The following is a 19,690-nucleotide window of genomic DNA, read 5'->3' as shown; positions in this document are numbered from 1 at the left end:
CCGAGAAAATGTGCGCGCACCAGATCCGCATCACCCTTGCGCCGCGCCGATGTCCCAGGTAGCTGCCGTGACCACGGCACCCGGAGCGACCATCGCGCCAGCGGCCCGGACGGTGAACATCACAGGCGGATACGTGGTCATCGCGGGCCGACCGGCCCGCCCCACGTCTCGTGCGCGCGTGACGCGATACGAGGAAGGCACGAACCCTGAGCAAGATCACTGTCGAACAAGAACCCGGCGTGGCCGACACGCTGCTGACCGCCGAACTGGACGACTCGCATACCGCACCGACATTCGCCGAATTAGGGGTCCGCCCGGAAATCGTCCGCGCGCTCGGCGAGATCGGCATCGAACGCACCTTCGCGATTCAAGAACTGACCCTGCCGCTGGCCCTGGCCGGCGAGGACCTGATCGGTCAGGCCCGCACCGGCATGGGCAAGACCTTCGGCTTCGGCGTGCCGCTGCTGCACCGCGTCGCCACCGCGGACTCGGGCACCACGCCGCTGGACGGCACGCCCCGCGCGCTCGTCATCGTGCCGACCCGCGAGCTCTGCATCCAGGTCACCGCGGACCTCGAGAACGCCGGCAAATACCTGACCAACCACAAGGGCTCGCTGAAGGTCGCCTCGATCTACGGTGGCCGCCCCTACGACACCCAGATCGCGGCCCTGCGCGACGGCGTCGACGTGGTCGTCGGCACCCCCGGGCGCCTGCTGGATCTGGCCAACCAGAACCACCTCATCCTCGGCAAGATCGGCGTGCTGGTCCTGGACGAGGCCGACGAGATGCTCGATCTGGGCTTCCTGCCCGATATCGAACGCATCCTCGGCATGGTCCCCGACAAACGCCAGACCATGCTGTTCTCGGCCACCATGCCCGGCCCGATCATCACCCTGGCCCGCACCTTCCTCACCCGCCCGACCCACATCCGGGCCGAGGAGCCGCACGATTCCGCGGTGCACGATCGCACCACCCAGTTCATCTACCGCGCGCACGCGCTGGACAAGAGCGAGCTGGTGGCCAAGGTGCTCCAGGCCGAGGGCCGCGGCGCCACCATGATCTTCACCCGCACCAAGCGCACCGCCCAGAAGGTGGCCGACGAGCTGGCCGAGCGCGGTTTCGCGGTCGGCGCCGTACACGGCGACCTCGGGCAGATCGCGCGCGAGAAGGCGCTGACCAAGTTCCGCAACGGCAAGATCGACGTGCTGGTCGCGACCGATGTCGCCGCGCGCGGCATCGATATCGACGATGTCACCCACGTCATCAACTACCAGTGCCCCGAGGACGAGAAGACCTACGTGCACCGTATCGGCCGCACCGGCCGTGCCGGGCGCACCGGCGTCGCGGTCACGCTGATCGACTGGGACGAGTTGAATCGCTGGGCGGGTATCGACAAGGCGCTCGGCCTCGGCATCCCCGAGCCGGTCGAGACCTATTCGCGATCCCCACACCTGTTCACCGATCTCGGCATTCCCACCGACGCCACGGGCCAGGTCCGCAAGCCGCGCCCGGTCCGCGACGAGGACGACGTGGTCGAGGCCCGCGAGCCGCGCACCCCGCGTAAGCGCAACCGCAGGCGCACCCTGCGCGGTCAGCCGGTGGACGCCGAGACCAGCACGGAATCGACTGCGGCCGAAGCGGTTTCGGACGATTCCGAGGCTCCCGCCCGCCGTCGCCGCCGCCGCCGCGGCTCCAGCGCGGACGCCACGGCGACCGCCGAAACCACCGAGGCGAGCACGGACTCCGACGACCCGGCCGCCGACGATGCGGACAAGCCTGCCCGTCGCCGCCGCCGTCGCCGCAAGCCCGCGGGCACGGTGACCGAGAACGCGAATGCCGAACCCGCGACCGCGAACGGCACCGCGCCTGCCGGTTCCACGGCGACAGGCACCGCGCCCTCGGCAAACGGCACGACGGCCACGATCATCGAGGCGGGCGCGAGCCGCAGCGCGGCGACCGAAGGCGCTTCCGCGGAAGCGGGCACGGCCGTCCCGCAAGCAGCCGAGGCCGGCGAAAGCAAAACGGCAGACAAGCCCAAGCGCGGGCGTACCCGCAAGACCGCGAGCGACAGCACGGCCGAGGCGGGCGACGCCACCAACACGAGCACGGCCGATGCGCACGCTGCCGAGGCAGCCGACGGCAACGCGGCCACTGCTGACGTCGACGCGGCGACCGAGAAGCCCAAGCGGCGACGTACCCGCAAGGTGACCGCCGACAGTATCGAGGCCGGAACTGGCGCCGACTCAGCGAGCAACGGCAGCACGCCTGCCGCTGAGGGGTCCGCGCCTGCGGGCCGGAACGCCCAGGCGACCGCGCTCGAGGACGCACCGAGCACCGCGGTAACCGGTACGGCCGGTGCGGCCGTGGACAGTGCCGACGCGGCGGAGTCGAAGCCTGTTCGTCGGCGCAGCCGCAAGGCCGCCGGTGACGGGGCTGTCGACAGCGCCGGTTCCGCCGGGACCGACACCGCAGCGGCGAGCACAGACGACGCCGAGGCGCCGGTCAAGCGGCGTCGCACCCGCAAAACCGCCCCGGCTACCGGAAACGGTAGCGGCGAGGCGGAAAACGGTGTGGTGGAAGCGGATTCGGAGGCCAAGCCGGCACGTAGCCGACAGCGGCGCAAACCGGCGGCGGACACCGCCGACGGTGCCGCGGCCGAGGCGCCGGCGGTCACCGCTTCGGCATAATTCGGCGGATCCGCTAGTCTCGCAATCGTGCTCGCACCCGAGCGGCGAACGCGCGCCGACATCATCTCCGCAGTCGCGATCGCCACGCTAGTGGTGGTCGCGGCGCTGGTGGTGTGGGCTCGTGGCGATGCCACGGGAACCGAATCGGTGACTGCGGCGACCCCGGCGTCGGCGCCACCGACCGCGGACAAGCTGCCTACCAGCCTGCGTGAACTCTGGCATGCACCCGACAGTGCCGCCCATCGAGCCATGACCGCCGCGGGCGCGGTGATCACCGGCGAGGGCGGCACTGTCACCGGGCGCGACGCCCGCACCGGGACCGAGCTGTGGCGGTATCGCCGAGACATGCCGCTGTGCGGGCTGGAATCCCAGTTCGGCACGGTGGTGGCGGTCTACAAGGATCAGCGCGGCTGCTCGCAGGCCACCATGCTGGCCGGTGAGAGCGGTGATCGGCGAACCGCGCGCAGCAGCTACATGGATCCGGCGGTCCAGCTCTCGGTGGATGGCACCTATCTGCTGGCTCAGGGCGAGAACCGTCTGGAAATGTGGCGCTCGGACCTGGTCCGCACGCTCGAATACGGGTATGTGGACGCGCCGGTGAACGCGAAGACACAGCCCCGCAAGGACTGCACCCTGCTGTCGGCGGGTTCGAGTCCGTCGCGGCTGGCGGTGCTGGAGAAGTGCCCCGAGGACACCACCAACCGGTTGAGTGTGCTCAATCCGGCGCCGAAGGAGAACACGGTGCCCGAGGAGTACGGCTCCCGGGTGCTCAACGGCGTGGGCGCGGATTCCCCGCTGGCCCGGGTGATCGCGGTGTCCGAGAGCCGCGTCGCGGTCTATCTGCCCGGCGCCGACACCACCGCGCCGCGCCTGGCCGTCTACGACTCGACCGGCAATCCCGTTGTGGAGCACCAGCTTTCGGCACCGCTCGCCGAGAACACCGACACCGTTCGGATCGGCGGCGCCTACCTGGTTTTCACCGGCAACAGCCTGATCGCCCTGCACGCCACCACCTTCGACCCGGTCTGGACAGCCGCGGGCGCCCTCGGCACCCCCGCACTGATGGCAGGCAAGCTGCTGCTGCCGGTCGCGGACGGCCTGGTGGCCCTGGACCCGGCCAATGGCGCCGAGGTACAGCGGATTCCGATGCAGCGCACCGGATTCGACGGCTCGGCCATCTCCCTGGCCGTAGCCGGCTCGATCGTCCTGGAACACCGCGGCCGCGAACTGTACGCACTCGGCAGCTGACCCGCCACTGCGCCTACGCGTATCCGCCGGAGTCGAATCGGGGCCTGTCGAGATCGAATAGCGCCAATTCGACTCCCGACCGAACATGAGCGCAGGGCGCCCATGAGGGCACCGGCGGCCGATTCGGGGAGCGCGGCCCGGCGCCTGGAACGCGCGGCCCACACCGAGCTCGCCGCGCGCCCTCGGCAAGAACCCCGTTGCTCGCCGACCGACCGAGCGCCCACCGCCGCTCGCGAGTAGGCACATCGGGCGAGCGAGCAGGCAACCGAGCGAGCAGTCAGCCGGGCGAGCAGGCAGGCGCGGTCGGTGAACAGGCAGGCGCACAGCCGGGGCGAGCAGCGCAGACGCAGGTCAGTGAACAGACAAGCGCGCAGCCGGGCGAGGATGCGAGCAGCCGGGCGAGCGGACAGGAGGGCACCCGAGTGCGCGGGCAGGCAGGCGCACAGCCGGGGCGAGCAGCGCAGGCGCAGGTCAGTGAACAGGCAAGCGCGCAGCTGGCGTGGGTGAGCCAGGCGCGCAGCTGGCGTGGGCGAGCAGGCGAGCAGACGCGCAGGCATCGAGCATGATGGACGCATGTCGATCGAATCGAGTACCACGGACCGCGGTGATGCCCGCCTGGTCGTACTACGGCACGGCGAAACCGCGTGGTCCAGGGACCGCAAGCACACCGGACGCACCGACCTGCCGCTGACCGAACTCGGCGAACAGCAGGCCAGGGCCGCGGGGCCGCTGATCGCCGAGCTGAAACTGCGGGATCCGCTGGTGCTGGTCAGCCCGCGGCAGCGAGCGGTGCGCACCGCGGAGCTGGCGGGCCTCACCGATTACGCGATCGACGACGATCTGGTCGAATGGGATTACGGCGACTACGAGGGCCGCACCACGCCGGAGATCCGGGTGAATGCCCCGGGCTGGACCATCTGGACCGGCGCCGTGCCTGGCGGCGAACCGGCCGCCGAGGTCCAGGCGCGCGCGGATCGGGTGCTCGACTCGGCGCTGCCGGTGCTGGCGGAACGGGACGTGGTGCTGGTCGGTCACGGCCACTTCTCCCGCGCGCTGATCGCCCGCTGGGCGGAGCTGGCACTGGTCGAGGGCCGCCGATTCGCCATGTCGACAGCAGCGCTCAGCGTGCTCGGCTACGACCACGACGCCCGGACCATCCACGCGCACAACCTCCTACCGCAGAACGGCGTCGCCCGATGACCCCCTCCCACAGCCTGCCTCCACAGAACGGAGTGACCCGATGACTCACCCCGGCCACGGTGTGATCCGCCGCGCCACCCCCGCCGACGTGCCCGCCATGGTCGAGCTCGTCTACGACCTCGCCGAGTACGAGCGCGCACGCGAGGAGTGCACGCTCACCGTCGAGCAGCTGCATGACTCGCTGTTCGGTTCGGCCCCAGCGCTTTTCGCGCACGTGGTGGAGGACGAGACCGGCGTGGTGGGCATCGCGATCTGGTTCCTGAACTTCTCCACTTGGAAGGGCACGCACGGCATCTACCTGGAGGACCTGTTCGTGAAGCCGGGAACCCGCGGCAAGGGTTACGGCAAGGCGCTGCTCGCCGCGCTGGCCCAGGAAGCCGTCGACAAGGGATACAGCCGGGTCGACTGGGCGGTGCTCACCTGGAACACGCCGTCGATCGAGTTCTACCGTTCGCTCGGCGCGGTCGAACAGGACGACTGGGTCGGCTACCGCCTGTCCGGCGAGGAGCTGGGCCGACTCGCCCGCACAGCGCGCTGAGTCGACGAATTATCATGGTCGCCAATGATTTCCGCGACCAGAACGGGATGACAATGCGGGTGCACAGGCCGGAGAGCTGGCCCGCCACGGCCGAGGCGGCCATGGCGCTACAGGACGAGCTGCGCCCGCTGGTCGACCGAACCAACCCGCGCGCACCGGAATTCCGCACCGTCGCCGGGCTCGACTCGGCCTACGACGAGTCCGGCGTGGTCGCCGCTGCGGCGGTCGTCCTGGACGCCGCCACGCTGCGCCCGCTGGAAACCGCTGTCGCACACGGCACCACGGATTTCCCGTACGTGCCGGGCCTGCTCGCCTTCCGCGAGCTGCCCACCTCGCTGACCGTGCTCGAAAAGCTCCGCACCACACCGGATCTGATCGTCTGCGACAGCCAGGGCCTGGCGCATCCGCGCCGCTTCGGTTTCGCCTGCCACCTCGGAATCCTCACCGGCATACCGACTCTCGGCGTCGCGAAGTCGGCATGGGGCGACTACACCGAACCCGCTCCCGAACGCGGCGCGAGCACCGACCTGCTGATCGACGGCGAGGTCGTCGGCCGCGCTCTGCGCACCCGAACCGGCGTGAAACCGGTCTTCGTCTCGATCGGCCACCGCATCGACCTGGACACCGCATGCGCACAGGTGCTCGCACTCACCCCCGCCTACCGCCAGCCGGAGACCACCCGCCGAGCCGATCGCCTCTGCCGCCAGGCCCTGCTCGACCTGCCTGACCCACATCGGCCTGTATAGCGGGCTCCGGCCACCGAACCCGTCGGATGGGGCTCGATGCGCGACGCACCACGCCCGACCCGGTCACGCCGAGCCCGTCAGGATTTGGTCTCGGCGCTCGGATCGACGCCGTACCCCTCGGTCATCCACCGGGTGGACGCCGGTGCGAACAGCAGCCCGAGCGAGGCGACGGCGACGATGCCGAGTAGCGCCCCGTACACCGGCTGATGCGAATCGGTGAGCAGCGACCACGCCACCGGCAGCATCAGGATCTGCGCGATCACGGCGATGGCGCGGCCCCAGCGGTGCCCGGTCAGCAGCCCGAGCCCGGCGGCCAGGACCGCGCCGCCCAGGATGCCGAACCACGCGGCCGTGCCGTAGCCGCTGGTCGCGGATTGGTCGTGCCCGAGCAGCCCGCGCACCACCAGGACGACCGCCACGGTCACCGCGACAGCCCCCTCGAGTGCCACCAGCCCGCCCGCGCCGCGCACTGTCGCGGGGACGCCCGCGCTTCCCGCATTCCTGTCGCTGTCAACCACGGGCCAAGCCTACGAGCCACAGCCCGGGGACGGCATGTCGGATCGCGCGCCGTCGCCAACTAGGCTTCCGACCGTGCGGACCCTGCTGATCGTGAATCCGAATGCCACTTCCACCACACCGGAGACCAGGGATCTGCTGGCACACGCGCTGGAGAGCCGCACGCAGCTGACCGTTGCGCACACCCAGCACCGCGGTCACGCGGCCGAGCTGGCGCAGTGGGCCTCCACCAACGAGATGGACCTGATCGTCGTGCACGGCGGCGATGGGACGGTGAACGAGACGATCAACGGGTTCCTCCCGCTGCCGCAGGTCGACGACGGTCAGGTGTGGCGGCCGCGCCTGGGTGTGATCCCGGGCGGTTCGGCGAATGTGTTCGCCCGAGCGCTCGGCATCTCGCCGGATCCGGTGACCGCGACCAATCAGCTGATCGACCTGCTCACCCTCAGCAAGGACCGCACGATCGGCCTGGGCCTGGCCGATGACCGCTGGTTCACCTTCAGCGCCGGTGTCGGCCTGGACGCCGACGTGTGCGAGGCGATCGACGCCAGCCGTGCGAACGGCCACGCGGCCACTCCGGCCCGCTACCTCCGCACAACAGTTCGACAGTTCTTCCGGGCCAAGCGCAGGGAGCCCGGTGTCCGGGTCCAGGTGCCGGGCCGACCGGCGGTGGACGCCGTGCATTACGCCTTCGTAACGAACACCAGTCCGTGGACGTATCTGAACGCGACCCCGGTGCACACCAACCCGGGCACCACCTTCGAGGCGGGTCTCGGCGTGTTTGCCGTGCGGTCGATGGATGTGGTCCCGACCCTGCTGCTGGCCCGGCAGCTGCTGGCCGCCGATGGAAATCCCAAGTCGCGCAATTTGTTTCGCGAGGATGACGTGCCGTCGGTGCGCATCGAGTCGGCGGTGCCGATCGGCCTGCAAATCGATGGCGACTTTATCGGAAAACGCAACGTGGTGGATTTCACCTCGGTGCCGGGGGTACTCGAAGTGGTGGCCCCACAGCCTCGTTGACGACGAAACGCGATCTGAAACATTCGGTTGCGCTGCGAAAACCGGGGAGAGCGAGTACAAAGGAGCCCGCAGGTTCCCACGTTGGGGACTTTGAGAGCGTGAGCTTCCCCACGGTGCACCGGATACCTATTGACATCTACGGTGTTCGTGAAAGCATTCACAAGCAACCGTGCGGAAACTTTCCAGTCGCACAAGTGAACGATCCACAAACCAGACGGCGCCTTTTGTGGCGCCCAGCAAAGGAGCAGAGGAATGGACTGGCGCCACAAGGCCATCTGTCGTGACGAGGACCCTGAGCTGTTCTTCCCGGTGGGTAACAGTGGTCCTGCGCTCGCGCAGATTGCCGATGCCAAGCTGGTCTGCGCTCGCTGCCCCGTCACTGCCGATTGCCTGTCCTGGGCCCTGAAGTCCGGTCAGGATGCCGGAGTGTGGGGTGGTATGAGTGAAGACGAGCGCCGGGCGCTCAAGCGTCGTAACGCGCGCACCCGGACCCGCACCGTCGTCTAGCGACGACCCCGGCGTTACCGGGCCACAGCCCCCGGCCCGGCAACGCGATTCGGCCCGGCACCACCCACACAGGTGCCGGGCTTATTTGCGCCACAAGGGATCTCGGGCTCAGCGCCCGGAACGCCGCCCCAGCGGAACCCGCAGCACCGCGTCGGTGCCGACATCCGCGCCGGGGTGCAGGCCGATCGAACCGCCCAGCTCCGCGGTGACCAGCGTGCGCACGATCTGCAGGCCCAGCCGGTCGGAGGATTCCAGACTGAATCCGGCGGGCAGCCCGCGGCCGTCATCGCTGATGATCACGTCCAGCCAGCGCGCCGATCGCTCGGAACGAATTGTCACCGTGCCGTTTTCACCCGAATCGAATGCGTGCTCGATCGCATTTTGCACCAATTCGGTCAATACCATCACCAACGGTGTCGCGCGTTCGGCCGAGAAAACCCCCAGCGAACCCGCCCGGCGCACCTTGATCCGAGTTGTATGCACGGTCGCCACATCGGCCATGATCGGCAGCAGCCGATCCACCACCTCGTCGAGATCGACCTCTTCGTCCACCGACATGGACAGCATTTCGTGCACCGACGCGATCGACGTCACGCGGCGCACCGATTCGGTCAGCGCGACCTGCGCCTCCTCGTTCTCGGTACGGCGCGCCTGTAGTCGCAGCAGCGCGGCCACGGTCTGCAGATTGTTCTTCACCCGATGGTGGATCTCGCGAATGGTCGCGTCCTTGGACAGCAGCGCGCGGTCGCGCCGCTTCACCTCGGTGACATCGCGGACAAGGACTGCGGCGCCGGCCAATTCACCGTGTGGGCGCAGCACCAGGGTGCGCAGCAGCACGGTGGCCCCGCGCGCCTCGACCTCCATCCGGCGGCCGGTGCGCCCGGCCAGCGCCGCCTGGATATCGCCGACCACCTCCTGGGCGTCGAACGGGTCGGTGATCAGCGAGCGGGTGGTGACCGCGAGATCCTGACCGGCCAGATCGCTCTGCAACCCCATCCGGTGATAGGCCGAGAGCGCGTTCGGACTGGCGTAGACCACACTGCCCTCGGTGTCGAGGCGGATGAACCCGTCACCGGCACGCGGGCTGGAATGAGTGGCGGCGCGGTCCTCGGTGGTCGGGAAGGTGCCGTCGGAGATCATCTGGCACAGGTCGTCGGCGCAGGCCACATACGCGATCTCCAGGGTGCTGCGCACCTTGGACCGCTGGGTGTCGGTATCGCGCGACAGCACGGCGATCACGTCCTCGCCGCAGCGCACCGGGATCGCCTCGCGAATGGCATGCACCGGATGCGGGTGGTAGACACCGGCCGCTTCCGCGTCACTGTCCGCGCGCACGATCTTGCCGCTGAGCAGCGCGTCGAATACCTGCGGATGATCGTCCTGGGTGGCGGTGGTACCGACCTTGTCCTCGAGGTGCACGGTCGCGGCGGTGGTCGGACGGCACTGCGCGACGCAGACCACGTCGGCGCCGTCGGCGACCGGCCCGGCGCCGACCCACAGCAGCAGATCGGCGAAGGACAGATCAGCGAGCAACTGCCAGTCACCCACCACACGTTGCAGATGGTCTACGGCGATGCCAGGTAGGTCGGTGTGTTCGGCAAGAAGCTCACTGAGAGTCGCCACGTCGGTTCTACGTCTCGATCAGGAGATCACGGCGATCAGATCGCCCGCCTGCAGCACCTGGCCCGGCCGGACCGCGATCTCGGTGACCTCCCCCTCGACCTCGGTCAGCACCGGGATCTCCATCTTCATGGACTCGAGCAGGATCAGTGCCTGATCCACGTGCACCTTGTCGCCGACCTCGACGTCGACGGTCAAGACGGTCGACACCATCTCAGCGCGCACTTCCTCGGCCATGGACACCTCTTCTTCGGTTCGGTCTATCCGCTGAAGGTACAGCCAACCACACGTGAAAGAATGACCTTCGATCAGAAGGGAGCCTACTCATGGGTAAGCGTGGACGTAAGAAGCGCAGCCGCAAGGGGAACGCAGCCAACCACGGCAAGCGTCCCAACAGCTGAGGCGTAGCGAACGTGTGAAACACCGAGCGGCCCGCACTTCCATCGGAAGCGCGGGCCGCTCAATGCTTATCGGCCCTCAGGCCTCTTCGGTTCGGATCTCGGTGATCGTGACCGATTGCCGGATCTCCAGCGTCAGCCGATCGCGCAGCGAATCGGGCGCCCGGTCGCCACCGCATTTGCGGCTGAGCAGACCCTTGATCTTCTCCTCGATGCCGTAGGCCTCGATGCAGGGCGAGCAGTGATCCATGTGGTGTTGCAGCCGGGCACGAGTGGCCTCGTCGCATTCACCATCGAGCATCAGCCAGACATCGGCGAGTACCGCCCGGCAGTCGAGCTCCATGTCGTCGCTCACTGCTTGACCTCCTGCCGTTCACCGCGGTTGAACCCGCGCTCGCGCGCCACATCGGCGAGCAAACCCTTCAGTTGCTTACGGCCGCGGTGCAGCCGGGACATCACAGTACCGATGGGGGTACCCATGATGTCGGCGATCTCCTTGTAAGGGAAGCCCTCGACATCGGCGTAGTAGACCGCCATCCGGAACTCCTCCGGGAGTTCCTGCAGCGCGGCCTTGATGTCGTCGTCGGGTAGCGCGTCCAGCGCCTCCACCTCGGCCGAGCGCAGACCCGTCGAAGTGTGCTCGGCGGTCGCAGCGAGCTGCCAGTCGGTGATCTCGTCGGTCGGGTACTGCGCGGGCTGGCGCTGCTTCTTGCGGTAGGAGTTGATGTAGGTGTTGGTCAGGATCCGATAGAGCCAGGCCCGCAGATTGGTGCCCTCGCGGAAGCTCTTGAATCCCTGGAACGCCTTGACGTAGGTCTCCTGCACCAGGTCCTCGGCGTCGGCGGGGTTCCTGGTCATGCGCAGCGCGGCGCCGTAGAGCTGGTCCAGCATCGGGAGCGCGTCGCGCTCGAACCGCTGTGCCAGTTCCGCTTCGTCGACAGCGGCGGCCGGTCCGTCCACATCGTCGCTCGTCACACCTGTCCCTTCGATTTTCGTGGGCGTTCCCCCCACACCCCCCGGGGCTTCGGGGCTTCGCCCCTCGGACCTCCGGTCGGGCGGGTTACTTGCCAAATCTACCGGCAACTGCACCACGATCGGGAACTGCGGGTCGGCGGGCCCGGTCAGGACGGGACGTTCGTCGAGTACTACGGGCACCGATCTTCTCCTCACACATCCGGCAACTGACTGCTATGGCGTGCAACAGGCGCGGGCGGCCCCGTGTTCCCGGCGAATTACAGTCGCAGCATGGCTGGAGCCTCGACACCGGCGATCCGCACCCTGACCCAGGCCCGGGTGGCGCATCGCGTACACGCCTACACGCACGATCCGCGCTCGGATTCCTATGGCACCGAGGCGGTCGACGCGCTCGGCGCCGAACTCGGGGTGCGGCCGGAGCAGATCTTCAAGACGCTGGTGCTCGAACTGTCCACCGGCACGCTGGCGGTGGCGGTGCTGCCGGTGCCGAACACCTTGTCGCTCAAGGCCGCTGCCGCCGCCCTCGGCGCGCCGAAGGCCGTCATGGCGGACAAGTCGAAGGCGGAGAAGACCACCGGTTACGTGCTGGGCGGCATTTCGCCGCTGGGCCAGCGCAAGCGCCTGCCGACCGTGGTGGACACCTCGGCGCTGACCTGGGACCGGATGCTGTGCAGCGCCGGGCGGCGCGGGCTGGAGATCGAACTGGCCCCGCCCGAGCTGGTCCGGCTGACCGGCGCGGTCACCGCGCCGATTACCGCAGGTTAGAAACAAACCGTGTGGCATCCAACCGGCGGCCGTCGATCTGTGCGGTAATGAAGCCGGCTCCTGCAAGGTCCGATTCGTCCGACCCGAGGATGTGATGCTCCCCATGAAGTCTCAGCACCGCTTGGTCACCCGCTGCCTGGTCGCGGCGCTCGGCGCGACCGCACTGACCCTCGGCCCGCTGGCCGCCCCCGCACTCGCGGACCCGGTGGTCATCCAGGTGGAGGTCCCCGGCCAGCAGGCCGAGAGCAAGCCCGAAGCCCGCAAGCCCGAGAAGGCCGAGAAGATGGGCGGCGGACTGGTCAACAAGATGATCGATCTGGGCGCGGGCGTCATCAAATGCGGGTTCAGCCTCGCCACCGAAACGGTGCCCTGCAAGCTCTGAGCACCGCGTTCCCGGCCGAGCCGATCAGCCCGGGCTGATCCGCTCGGCCGCGCCTGTCAGTTGGTCACGGCGTCGAGCAGTTCCGGACCGTTGTTGCGCACGCTGTTGACCAGCTGGGAGACCGGCCGCGCCACGATCGCGGAGACGACATCGGGGGTGGGCGTTTCCAGCAGTTCCGCGGGGGCCGGATGATCCGGATCGAGCCAAGCGTCCCAGTGCGCGCGCGGCATCACCAGCGGCATCCGGTCGTGAATGCGGGTCAGATCGCCGACCGCGTCGGTGGTGAGAATCGTGCAGGACAGCAGCGGATCGGCGTTTTCCAGGGATTTGTCCCGCCACACCGACCACAGCCCGGCCATGTAGAGCCGGGAACCATCGGCATTGGCCATGAAATAGGGCTGCTTGGCCACTTTGCCCTTCTTGGTGGCATCCGGCTCGACCAGCCACTCGTACCAGCCGTCCATCGGGACCAGGCAGCGCCGGTACTTCACCGCGTCGCGGAAGGACGGTGCGGTGGCGGCCCGGTCGGCGCGGGCGTTGAACAGTGGTTTGCCCTTTTCCGGGATGCCCGGCTCGGCCGCCTTCGTCCAGACGGGGATCAGGCCCCAGCGCATGCGGCGCAGGCGCAGCTTCGGATCGTCGTCGGGGTGGCCATGCTCGTGCCGCTCCACGACCGTCAGCACGCGGTTGGTCGGGGCGACGTTGTAATTCGCGAAACCGGTATCGCTGGAATCGTTTTCGCTGCCCGTCTCGTCGACGGCGTCCAGCTCGACCGCCAGCTTGCCGGGGTTCGTCGTGGTCGCATATCGTCCGCACATATCTCGATCGTGCCACTGCTGGCCGACAAGTTCGGGGAAAATGGGGGTCAGCGGGGTGACCTGGTGAGAGTTTTGCCTTAACATTCTCTCACCGGATGGGGTGGATCACACTTCGTCCGCTCCGGTGCGCGCACCGACCGGGCCACCGCAGAGGTAGAGGAGAGTTCCACGTGACCACCACCGAGACCACCCCCGAAACGGCATTGCAGTCGGTCGATCCAGCCACCGGGGAGGTCATCGCCACCTACACCATCGACGACGAGGACGCGGTGCGCGCGGCCGTCGCCAAGGCACGCACCGCCGCCGCCACCTGGGGCGCGCTCGGCTACGGCGAACGCCGAAAGTACTTGCAGCGCTGGGAATCCCAGCTGGTCGCGGACTCCGAGGAATTCTGCGCGCTGATCCACCGGGAGAACGGCAAACCGCTCGACGACGCCTTCCTCGAACTCATGCTGGCGCTCGAGCACATCGCCTGGGCGGCCAAGAACGCCAAGAAGATCCTCGGACCCAAGAAGGTCTTCCCCGGCCCGCTCATGTCCAACTTCTCCGCGCGCCTGGAACACCGCCCGCTCGGCGTGGTCGGCGTCATCGGGCCCTGGAACTACCCGGTCTACACCCCGAACGGCTCCATCGGCTACGCGCTCGCGGCCGGTAACACCGTGGTGTTCAAGCCCAGCGAATTCTCCACGGGCATCGGCAATTTCCTGGCCGCCGCGTTCAAGAAGGCCAACCCGGACCTGCCCGCGGGCATCTTCGAAACCATCAACGGTTACGGCGCGACCGGCGCCGCGCTGGTCCGCTCCGGCGTCGACAAGATCGCCTTCACCGGCTCCACCGCGACCGGCAAGCGGATCATGGCGGCCGCGGCCGACACGCTCACCCCCGTGCTGCTCGAATGCGGCGGCAAGGACGCGGTCATCGTCGCCGGCGATGCCGATGTGAAGGCCGCCGCCGACGCCGTGGCCTGGGGCGCCACCGCCAACAGCGGCCAGACCTGCGCGGGCGTGGAACGGGTGTACGTCGACCGGTCGGTGCGCGAGGAATTCGTCGCCGAGGTCAAGCGGATCCTGAGTGAGATCAAGCCCGGCTCCGGCGACACGGCACACTACGGCCCGATGACCATGCCGAGTCAGATCGAGATCGTGCGCCGCCACATCGACGACGCGCTGAAGAACGGCGGCACCGCGGTGCTCGGCGGCCCCGAATCCGTCAAGGGCCCCTTCATCGAACCGGTCGTCCTGGTCGACGTGGACGAGGATTCCGAGGCGGTCGCCGAGGAGACCTTCGGCCCCACCGTCACCATCAAGACCGTCGACGGCGTCGACGAAGCCGTCGACCTGGCCAACAAATCCAAGTACGGCCTCTCCTCGGCGGTGTACTCCAAGCGCAACGGCCTGGCCATCGCCCGTCGGCTGCGAGTCGGCGCCACCTCGGTCAACTCGGTGCTGGCCTTCGCCGCCATCCCCGGCCTGCCCTTCGGTGGCGTCGGCGACTCCGGCATCGGCCGTATCCACGGCGAACCCGGCCTCCGGGAATTCGCGCGCCCCCACTCGATCGCGGTTCAGCGCTTCACCATCCCCGGCATGGCGCTACTGTCCTATTCGCGCACCGACTCCACGATGAACCTGCTCCGCAAGCTGGTGCCGTTCCTGCACGGCCGTCACCGGTAGCCCATCCGGCCGGGACCAGCCGCGATCGAGTGCGACTGGTCCCGACTCGATGTGATGGGCGAAGATGGACCTGTGACTTATTGGCCAGCGCCCCACGTCGATGTTCCTGTCCGAGCCACCGTTACCCTCCCCGGATCCAAATCGATCACCAATCGTGCCTTGATTCTGGCGGCGTTGGCGGACGGGCCCTCGACGATCACCGGGGCGCTTCGCAGTCGCGACACCAATCTGATGATCGGGGCACTGCGCGCGCTCGGTGCGCACATCGAGGGTGACGGGGACACCCTCACCGTCACCCCCGGACCGCTCGGCGGCGGCACCGTCGACTGCGGGCTCGCGGGGACCGTCATGCGGTTCCTGCCGCCCGCCGCCACCCTGGCCTCCGGGGCGGTCGCCTTCGACGGCGACGCGCAGGCCCGGGTGCGGCCGCTGCGCACCATTCTCGACGCGCTGCGCGGGCTCGGCGCCCGGATCGACGGCGACGCCCTGCCCTTCACCGTGCACGGCGCCGGCACGCTGCGCGGCGGCACGGTCACCATCGACGCGTCCGGGTCCTCCCAGTTCGTGTCCGGGCTACTGCTCTCCGGTGCGCGCTTCGAGCAGGGGCTGACCGTGCACCACGACGGCAAGGCGCTGCCGTCGATGCCGCACATCGAGATGACCGTGGAGATGCTGCGGCGCGCCGACGTCACGGTGGAGGAGCCCGCCGACAGCCGCAAGGCGCAGACTTGGACCGTGCACCCGGGCCCGATCCGCGCGGTCGACTGGGACGTCGAACCCGACCTGTCCAACGCGACGCCGTTCCTGGCGGCCGCGGCCATCACCGGCGGCGAGGTCAGCATTCCGCACTGGCCGCGGCTCACTACGCAGCCGGGCGATGTCATCCGGGAGATCCTCGTGCGCATGGGCGCGGAAGCGCGGCGCTTCGACGGCGTGCTGACCGTGAAGGGGCCGGACCGGCTCGCGGGTATCGATATCGACCTGCACGATGTCGGCGAACTCACCCCGACCGTGGCCGCGCTCGCCGCGCTCGCGGATTCGCCGTCGATCCTGCGCGGCATCGCGCATCTGCGCGGGCACGAGACCGACCGGCTGGCGGCGCTGTCCACCGAGATCAACCGGCTCGGCGGCAAGGTCACCGAGACCGAGGACGGGCTCGAGATCGTTCCCACCGAATTGCACGGTGGCCGTTGGCATTCCTACGCCGATCACCGGATGGCGACCGCGGGTGCGATCCTCGGGCTCGCGGTGCCCGGCATCGAGATCGAGGACATCGGCACCACCGCCAAGACGCTGCCCGACTTCGTCGACCTGTGGGCTGCGATGCTGAATCCGGCGGCGGCACACTGAGCCGGGGGCGCAAGTCTTCCAGCTACGACGAATCCGATGTGCGGGTTCGGCCGGGGAAGAGTTCGCGTCCGCGGACGAAGACCCGGCCGCAGCACAGTGACGCGGTATCGGCGATGGTGGTGTCGGTGGATCGCGGGCGCTGGGGCTGTGTACTGGACGGGGATCCGGAGCGGCCGATCGTGGCGATGCGGGCCCGGGAGCTGGGCCGCACGCCGATCGTGGTCGGCGATCAGGTCGATGTGGTCGGCGATCTGTCCGGGAAGCCGGACACGCTGGCTCGGATCGTGCGCGTTGCCGAACGGCGAACGGTGTTGCGGCGCACCGCCGATGACACCGATCCGTTCGAACGTGTCGTAGTCGGCAACGCCGAGCAGTTGTTCATCGTGGTGGCGCTGGCCGATCCGCCGCCGCGCACCGGGTTCGTAGAACGGGCCATGGTCGCCGCGTATGCCGGTGGGCTGCAACCGATTCTGTGCCTGACCAAGCACGATCTGGCCGCCGATTCCGATTTCGCCGCCGCCTTCGACGATCTCGATCTCACCATCGTCTACGGCGGTGTGGACGACCCGCTCGCACCGGTCAACACCCTGCTCGACGACAAGCTCACCGCGCTGATCGGGCATTCCGGTGTCGGCAAGTCCACGTTGGTGAATCGTCTTGTGCCCGAAGCGGATCGGGCGGTCGGCATCGTCTCCGGTGTCGGCAAGGGCCGGCACACCTCCACCCAGTCCGTCGCCCTGCCCCTACCTGCGGGCGGCTGGGTCATCGACACCCCGGGGGTCCGCTCCTTCGGCCTGGCCCACATCACCCCCGACGACGTCATCGCCGCCTTCACCGACCTCGCCGCCGCCATCGAGGACTGTCCCCGCGGCTGCACCCATCTCGGCCCGCCCGCCGACCCCGAATGCGCCCTCGACCTGCTCCCCGGAAAGGAGCGCCGGGTCGCCGCCATCCGCATGCTGCTCAACGCCCTCAACGCCAACGACGCCTGGTAGCGCCCGGCGATCCGAAATCTCTTGCCGGACCATGGAACCGATCGCGTGGCTGTTGCGTCAATGCAAGTAGCAAGGATGTTCAGTCTCGAGCGCCGGTACCCGGCGGTCAGGGCGAAAGGACGGGGAGTTGACCGTGATCGACATACGCAAGGGGAGCACTGCGACGGCGGTACGGCCACTCGGCCCGGATACCCGGCCGATCATTTTCGCGCACAAGAGCTTTCACGACTGTATGGGCAGCGCCGACGGCGCCTGGCTGACGCGGTTCGCGCGTTCGTTCCAGCTCGAGTTCGCCGACACCGACGAGCTCGCCGCCCACACCGACCTGGGCGGCGCGCCCATCCTGCTGCCGGTCAACGCCGAGTACCAGGCCGAGGAGCTGCGCGCGATCCGCGCCCGCCACGCGGTCGGCCTGCTCGTCGCGGTCACCAACGACGTGACCGGGCACTGCACCTATTTCGCGATCCGATCCGGCGCCAACTTCGTGATCAACGTCGCCATCCCCGGCGAACGGCAAGCCGAGATGATCTGCGCCCAGCTGCGTCAGCACGCCCACCCTGCCTCCGTTCGCTCCAGGCCGACCACGCTCACCTCGGCCCCCACCGTGCGCTCCCGCGAACCTGCCCACGCACCGAAACCCGTACATCACCGAAAGCCACTGAACGACAACGACATTCGCCTCCTGGAATTGCTGCGCAGCTCCCGGACCATCGCCGAGATCGCCCGCCAGAACTACATGTCGGAACGCTCCATGTACCGCCGTGTCCGCGAACTGTACGACGCCCTGGGCGTAGTCAGCCGCTCCCAACTGATGCGCTCCGGGCTCGGCGAGTTCCCGCACCAGCCATCCGCTCCGGTCCATCTGGCCGGAGTGCCCAGGTAATGCCGAATCCGGGCACCCGATCGGGCGGCGGAACTTCCTACGCCTGGCCGGAACCCTGGCCCCGGCGGCAGTTCCGGCCGCCGGAACGCCGGCCACACGCCACGGCGCGGGGCTCGACCGCACCGGAATCGACCAGCCGGTATCCAGTGCGATCCCGCAACAACGGCCGCTGGCAGCCCGACCACCAGACCTGGGAGGTCTGCTGGAACAAGATCTGCGTCGCGATCGACGACAACGCCTACATCGTCACGGTGTACTGAACGCGGTAGATATTTCGCGGCCGCTATTCGGCGGTAGCGCCGGTGATATCCGTTGCGGCCGATTTCATTTCAGCCGTCAGCTGGGTATCGGCATCGAGCAATTCCACCCCGAGCAGCGTGCCGTCCGCCCCGAAGTCGAGGGCGGCTACGACGGCTCCGTCCTCCGCCCGGGCCACCAGCGTCCGCGCCGCACGCCGCGGTTCCGATCGCTCGCCGCGCATCGCGAGATAGGCGGCATTGGCCTGCCGATCCCAGGTGAGCTTCTCGATGTAAGTATTCGATGTCGCCATCAGCACGTCCCCACTCGTCGCCGCGTTCCCACGGTCCCGTTCCGAGGACGACACTACTTGCCGATCGCACGCACCACATCGGGCCACGCTGTGGCGATCGGCCGGCCCGGCGCGGATCGGCTCGATTCGCCCGAGACCAGGCGGTACGAGACGCGATCCGGGGCAATGCGGCGGAGTTGAACGAGGCTCAGGCACCGAAGGTTTCGTGATGGATGGCGTCCGTGAGCGGGCGGCCGGTGCGCCAGCCGAAACGTTCCAGATCGGGAGTGTCTTGGAAGGCGTGGACCGGGCCGACGCAGAGCCAGGCGACGAGCTGGACGTCGGCGGGGAGGGCGACGAGGTCGGCCAGGAAGTCGGGGTCGTAGAAGGAGACCCAGCCGACGCCGATGTGCTCGGCGGTGGCGGCGAGCCAGAGATTCTGGATGGCGAGCACGGCGGAGTAGACCCCGGTTTCGGGGACGGTGGCGCGGCCGAGGACGTGCGGGCCGCCGCGGTCGTGGCGGTAGGTGACGACGATGCCGGTGCCGCTCTCGGTAATGCCCTCGATCTTGATCGGATCGAAGGTGGCGGCGCGGTCCGGCGGCAGCGCGGCATGGAAGTCGCCGCGCCGCTGCGCGACATGGTCAGCGAAAGCGCGCAGCGTGGCCGGATCCCGGACCACGATGAAATCCCAGGGCTGGGAATTGCCGACACTCGGCGCGCGATGCGCCGCATCCAGGATCCGCAGCAGCGTCGCGTCGTCGACCGGGTCGCCGGTGAACTCCGCGCGCACGTCTCGCCGCCGCCGGATCACCTCGTACAACTGCTCAGCACTCACCGGCC

General features: G+C 68.7%; 21 protein-coding genes and 1 pseudogene. 14 read left to right on the top strand and 8 right to left on the bottom strand.

All coding sequences use genetic code 11. The features are described 5' to 3' along the window. Nucleotides 1–239 precede the first annotated feature (239 nt). The 5 genes and pseudogenes from ACFVMC_RS10250 to ACFVMC_RS10230 all read left to right on the top strand — a co-directional run. Nucleotides 240–1,736: pseudogene (locus tag ACFVMC_RS10250) on the top strand (DEAD/DEAH box helicase); the annotation flags it as partial. Between the two features lie 978 nt (nucleotides 1,737–2,714). Beyond that, nucleotides 2,715–3,935, top strand: coding sequence for a PQQ-binding-like beta-propeller repeat protein (locus tag ACFVMC_RS10245; RefSeq protein WP_379208749.1), 1,221 nt, complete (start codon nucleotides 2,715–2,717; stop codon nucleotides 3,933–3,935). A gap of 573 nt (nucleotides 3,936–4,508) precedes the next feature. Next, nucleotides 4,509–5,135: an acid phosphatase gene (locus ACFVMC_RS10240; protein ID WP_379208748.1), complete on the top strand. Its 627-nt coding sequence runs from the start codon at nucleotides 4,509–4,511 to the stop codon at nucleotides 5,133–5,135. Between the two features lie 40 nt (nucleotides 5,136–5,175). Then, nucleotides 5,176–5,673, top strand: a complete 498-nt coding sequence (locus ACFVMC_RS10235) for a GNAT family N-acetyltransferase (RefSeq protein ID WP_379208746.1) — start codon at nucleotides 5,176–5,178, stop codon at nucleotides 5,671–5,673. A gap of 14 nt (nucleotides 5,674–5,687) precedes the next feature. Next, nucleotides 5,688–6,419 (top strand): endonuclease V, encoded by a 732-nt coding sequence (locus ACFVMC_RS10230; RefSeq protein ID WP_379208745.1) that lies wholly within the window; start codon nucleotides 5,688–5,690, stop codon nucleotides 6,417–6,419. A 77-nt stretch (nucleotides 6,420–6,496) separates the two neighbouring features. Here ACFVMC_RS10230 and ACFVMC_RS10225 read toward each other — a convergent pair whose 3' ends face one another. Further along, nucleotides 6,497–6,937 (bottom strand): hypothetical protein, encoded by a 441-nt coding sequence (locus ACFVMC_RS10225; RefSeq protein ID WP_379208743.1) that lies wholly within the window; start codon nucleotides 6,935–6,937, stop codon nucleotides 6,497–6,499. Between the two features lie 73 nt (nucleotides 6,938–7,010). Here ACFVMC_RS10225 and ACFVMC_RS10220 point away from each other — a divergent pair, with 73 nt between their 5' ends. Continuing rightward, a complete protein-coding gene (locus ACFVMC_RS10220) occupies nucleotides 7,011–7,955 on the top strand; it encodes a diacylglycerol/lipid kinase family protein (protein ID WP_379208741.1) in 945 nt (314 codons plus the stop codon). Between the two features lie 252 nt (nucleotides 7,956–8,207). Next, nucleotides 8,208–8,462: a WhiB family transcriptional regulator gene (locus tag ACFVMC_RS10215; RefSeq protein ID WP_011211115.1), complete on the top strand. Its 255-nt coding sequence runs from the start codon at nucleotides 8,208–8,210 to the stop codon at nucleotides 8,460–8,462. Between the two features lie 108 nt (nucleotides 8,463–8,570). On the opposite strand, the gene ACFVMC_RS10210 is transcribed toward ACFVMC_RS10215, so the two are convergent. Together ACFVMC_RS10210 and ACFVMC_RS10205 are read right to left on the bottom strand one after the other, a co-directional pair. Next, nucleotides 8,571–10,085, bottom strand: coding sequence for a sensor histidine kinase (locus tag ACFVMC_RS10210; RefSeq protein ID WP_379208740.1), 1,515 nt, complete (start codon nucleotides 10,083–10,085; stop codon nucleotides 8,571–8,573). 18 nt (nucleotides 10,086–10,103) lie between these two features. Beyond that, entirely contained in the window at nucleotides 10,104–10,319 is a 216-nt protein-coding gene (locus ACFVMC_RS10205) for a biotin/lipoyl-binding carrier protein (protein WP_356975908.1), read from the bottom strand. A gap of 89 nt (nucleotides 10,320–10,408) precedes the next feature. Here ACFVMC_RS10205 and ACFVMC_RS10200 point away from each other — a divergent pair, with 89 nt between their 5' ends. Then, nucleotides 10,409–10,483, top strand: coding sequence for a 50S ribosomal protein bL37 (locus ACFVMC_RS10200; RefSeq protein WP_110293457.1), 75 nt, complete (start codon nucleotides 10,409–10,411; stop codon nucleotides 10,481–10,483). A 76-nt stretch (nucleotides 10,484–10,559) separates the two neighbouring features. On the opposite strand, the gene rsrA is transcribed toward ACFVMC_RS10200, so the two are convergent. Together rsrA and ACFVMC_RS10190 are read right to left on the bottom strand one after the other, a co-directional pair. Continuing rightward, the gene (gene rsrA / locus ACFVMC_RS10195) at nucleotides 10,560–10,823 is read right to left on the bottom strand and encodes a mycothiol system anti-sigma-R factor (RefSeq protein WP_379209505.1); all 264 of its coding nucleotides are present in this window, start codon (nucleotides 10,821–10,823) and stop codon (nucleotides 10,560–10,562) included. 8 nt (nucleotides 10,824–10,831) lie between these two features. Next, entirely contained in the window at nucleotides 10,832–11,455 is a 624-nt protein-coding gene (locus tag ACFVMC_RS10190; RefSeq protein ID WP_379208738.1) for a sigma-70 family RNA polymerase sigma factor, read from the bottom strand. Between the two features lie 270 nt (nucleotides 11,456–11,725). Here ACFVMC_RS10190 and ybaK point away from each other — a divergent pair, with 270 nt between their 5' ends. Together ybaK and ACFVMC_RS10180 are read left to right on the top strand one after the other, a co-directional pair. Continuing rightward, complete coding sequence (ybaK, locus tag ACFVMC_RS10185; RefSeq protein ID WP_379208736.1) at nucleotides 11,726–12,220, top strand: Cys-tRNA(Pro) deacylase; 495 nt, start codon at nucleotides 11,726–11,728, stop codon at nucleotides 12,218–12,220. 103 nt (nucleotides 12,221–12,323) lie between these two features. Beyond that, nucleotides 12,324–12,602 (top strand): hypothetical protein, encoded by a 279-nt coding sequence (locus ACFVMC_RS10180; RefSeq protein WP_379208735.1) that lies wholly within the window; start codon nucleotides 12,324–12,326, stop codon nucleotides 12,600–12,602. A 56-nt stretch (nucleotides 12,603–12,658) separates the two neighbouring features. On the opposite strand, the gene ACFVMC_RS10175 is transcribed toward ACFVMC_RS10180, so the two are convergent. Next, nucleotides 12,659–13,420: an SOS response-associated peptidase gene (locus tag ACFVMC_RS10175; protein ID WP_379208734.1), complete on the bottom strand. Its 762-nt coding sequence runs from the start codon at nucleotides 13,418–13,420 to the stop codon at nucleotides 12,659–12,661. A 170-nt stretch (nucleotides 13,421–13,590) separates the two neighbouring features. Here ACFVMC_RS10175 and ACFVMC_RS10170 point away from each other — a divergent pair, with 170 nt between their 5' ends. From ACFVMC_RS10170 to ACFVMC_RS10155, 4 genes are all read left to right on the top strand, one after another. Further along, nucleotides 13,591–15,090 carry an aldehyde dehydrogenase family protein gene (locus tag ACFVMC_RS10170; RefSeq protein WP_379208733.1) on the top strand — a complete coding sequence of 500 codons (1,500 nt, stop codon included), beginning with the start codon at nucleotides 13,591–13,593 and terminating at the stop codon, nucleotides 15,088–15,090. A 54-nt stretch (nucleotides 15,091–15,144) separates the two neighbouring features. Further along, nucleotides 15,145–16,440: a 3-phosphoshikimate 1-carboxyvinyltransferase gene (gene aroA / locus ACFVMC_RS10165; RefSeq protein ID WP_379208731.1), complete on the top strand. Its 1,296-nt coding sequence runs from the start codon at nucleotides 15,145–15,147 to the stop codon at nucleotides 16,438–16,440. After that, entirely contained in the window at nucleotides 16,404–17,435 is a 1,032-nt protein-coding gene (gene rsgA, locus ACFVMC_RS10160; RefSeq protein WP_379208729.1) for a ribosome small subunit-dependent GTPase A, read from the top strand. The genes aroA and rsgA overlap by 37 nt, the downstream gene beginning before the upstream one ends. A 133-nt stretch (nucleotides 17,436–17,568) precedes the next feature. Beyond that, a complete protein-coding gene (locus ACFVMC_RS10155; protein WP_379208728.1) occupies nucleotides 17,569–18,318 on the top strand; it encodes a helix-turn-helix transcriptional regulator in 750 nt (249 codons plus the stop codon). Between the two features lie 283 nt (nucleotides 18,319–18,601). On the opposite strand, the gene ACFVMC_RS10150 is transcribed toward ACFVMC_RS10155, so the two are convergent. Together ACFVMC_RS10150 and bluB are read right to left on the bottom strand one after the other, a co-directional pair. Continuing rightward, nucleotides 18,602–18,868, bottom strand: a complete 267-nt coding sequence (locus tag ACFVMC_RS10150) for a DUF2283 domain-containing protein (protein WP_379208726.1) — start codon at nucleotides 18,866–18,868, stop codon at nucleotides 18,602–18,604. A 187-nt stretch (nucleotides 18,869–19,055) separates the two neighbouring features. Beyond that, nucleotides 19,056–19,685, bottom strand: a complete 630-nt coding sequence (gene bluB / locus ACFVMC_RS10145) for a 5,6-dimethylbenzimidazole synthase (RefSeq protein WP_379208724.1) — start codon at nucleotides 19,683–19,685, stop codon at nucleotides 19,056–19,058. Between the last annotated feature and the right edge of the window lie 5 nt (nucleotides 19,686–19,690).

The organism is Nocardia sp. NPDC127579 (genome assembly GCF_042672005.1).
GTDB lineage: Bacteria > Actinomycetota > Actinomycetes > Mycobacteriales > Mycobacteriaceae > Nocardia.
Note: the sequence above shows the minus strand (reverse complement) of the source record. Positions and strands in the feature narration are given on the sequence as shown.

What these genes read in the sequence shown, in the direction of transcription:
- ybaK (WP_379208736.1), top strand. Translation starts at nt 11,726, where the DNA reads ATGGCTGGAGCCTCGACACCGGCGATCCGCACCCTGACCCAGGCCCGG.
- ACFVMC_RS10205 (WP_356975908.1), bottom strand. Translation starts at nt 10,319, where the DNA reads ATGGCCGAGGAAGTGCGCGCTGAGATGGTGTCGACCGTCTTGACCGTC.
- ACFVMC_RS10230 (WP_379208745.1), top strand. Translation starts at nt 5,688, where the DNA reads ATGGTCGCCAATGATTTCCGCGACCAGAACGGGATGACAATGCGGGTG.
- rsrA (WP_379209505.1), bottom strand. Translation starts at nt 10,823, where the DNA reads ATGGAGCTCGACTGCCGGGCGGTACTCGCCGATGTCTGGCTGATGCTC.
- ACFVMC_RS10235 (WP_379208746.1), top strand. Translation starts at nt 5,176, where the DNA reads ATGACTCACCCCGGCCACGGTGTGATCCGCCGCGCCACCCCCGCCGAC.
- ACFVMC_RS10175 (WP_379208734.1), bottom strand. Translation starts at nt 13,420, where the DNA reads ATGTGCGGACGATATGCGACCACGACGAACCCCGGCAAGCTGGCGGTC.
- ACFVMC_RS10150 (WP_379208726.1), bottom strand. Translation starts at nt 18,868, where the DNA reads ATGGCGACATCGAATACTTACATCGAGAAGCTCACCTGGGATCGGCAG.
- ACFVMC_RS10180 (WP_379208735.1), top strand. Translation starts at nt 12,324, where the DNA reads ATGAAGTCTCAGCACCGCTTGGTCACCCGCTGCCTGGTCGCGGCGCTC.
- aroA (WP_379208731.1), top strand. Translation starts at nt 15,145, where the DNA reads ATGGGCGAAGATGGACCTGTGACTTATTGGCCAGCGCCCCACGTCGAT.
- ACFVMC_RS10240 (WP_379208748.1), top strand. Translation starts at nt 4,509, where the DNA reads ATGTCGATCGAATCGAGTACCACGGACCGCGGTGATGCCCGCCTGGTC.
- ACFVMC_RS10215 (WP_011211115.1), top strand. Translation starts at nt 8,208, where the DNA reads ATGGACTGGCGCCACAAGGCCATCTGTCGTGACGAGGACCCTGAGCTG.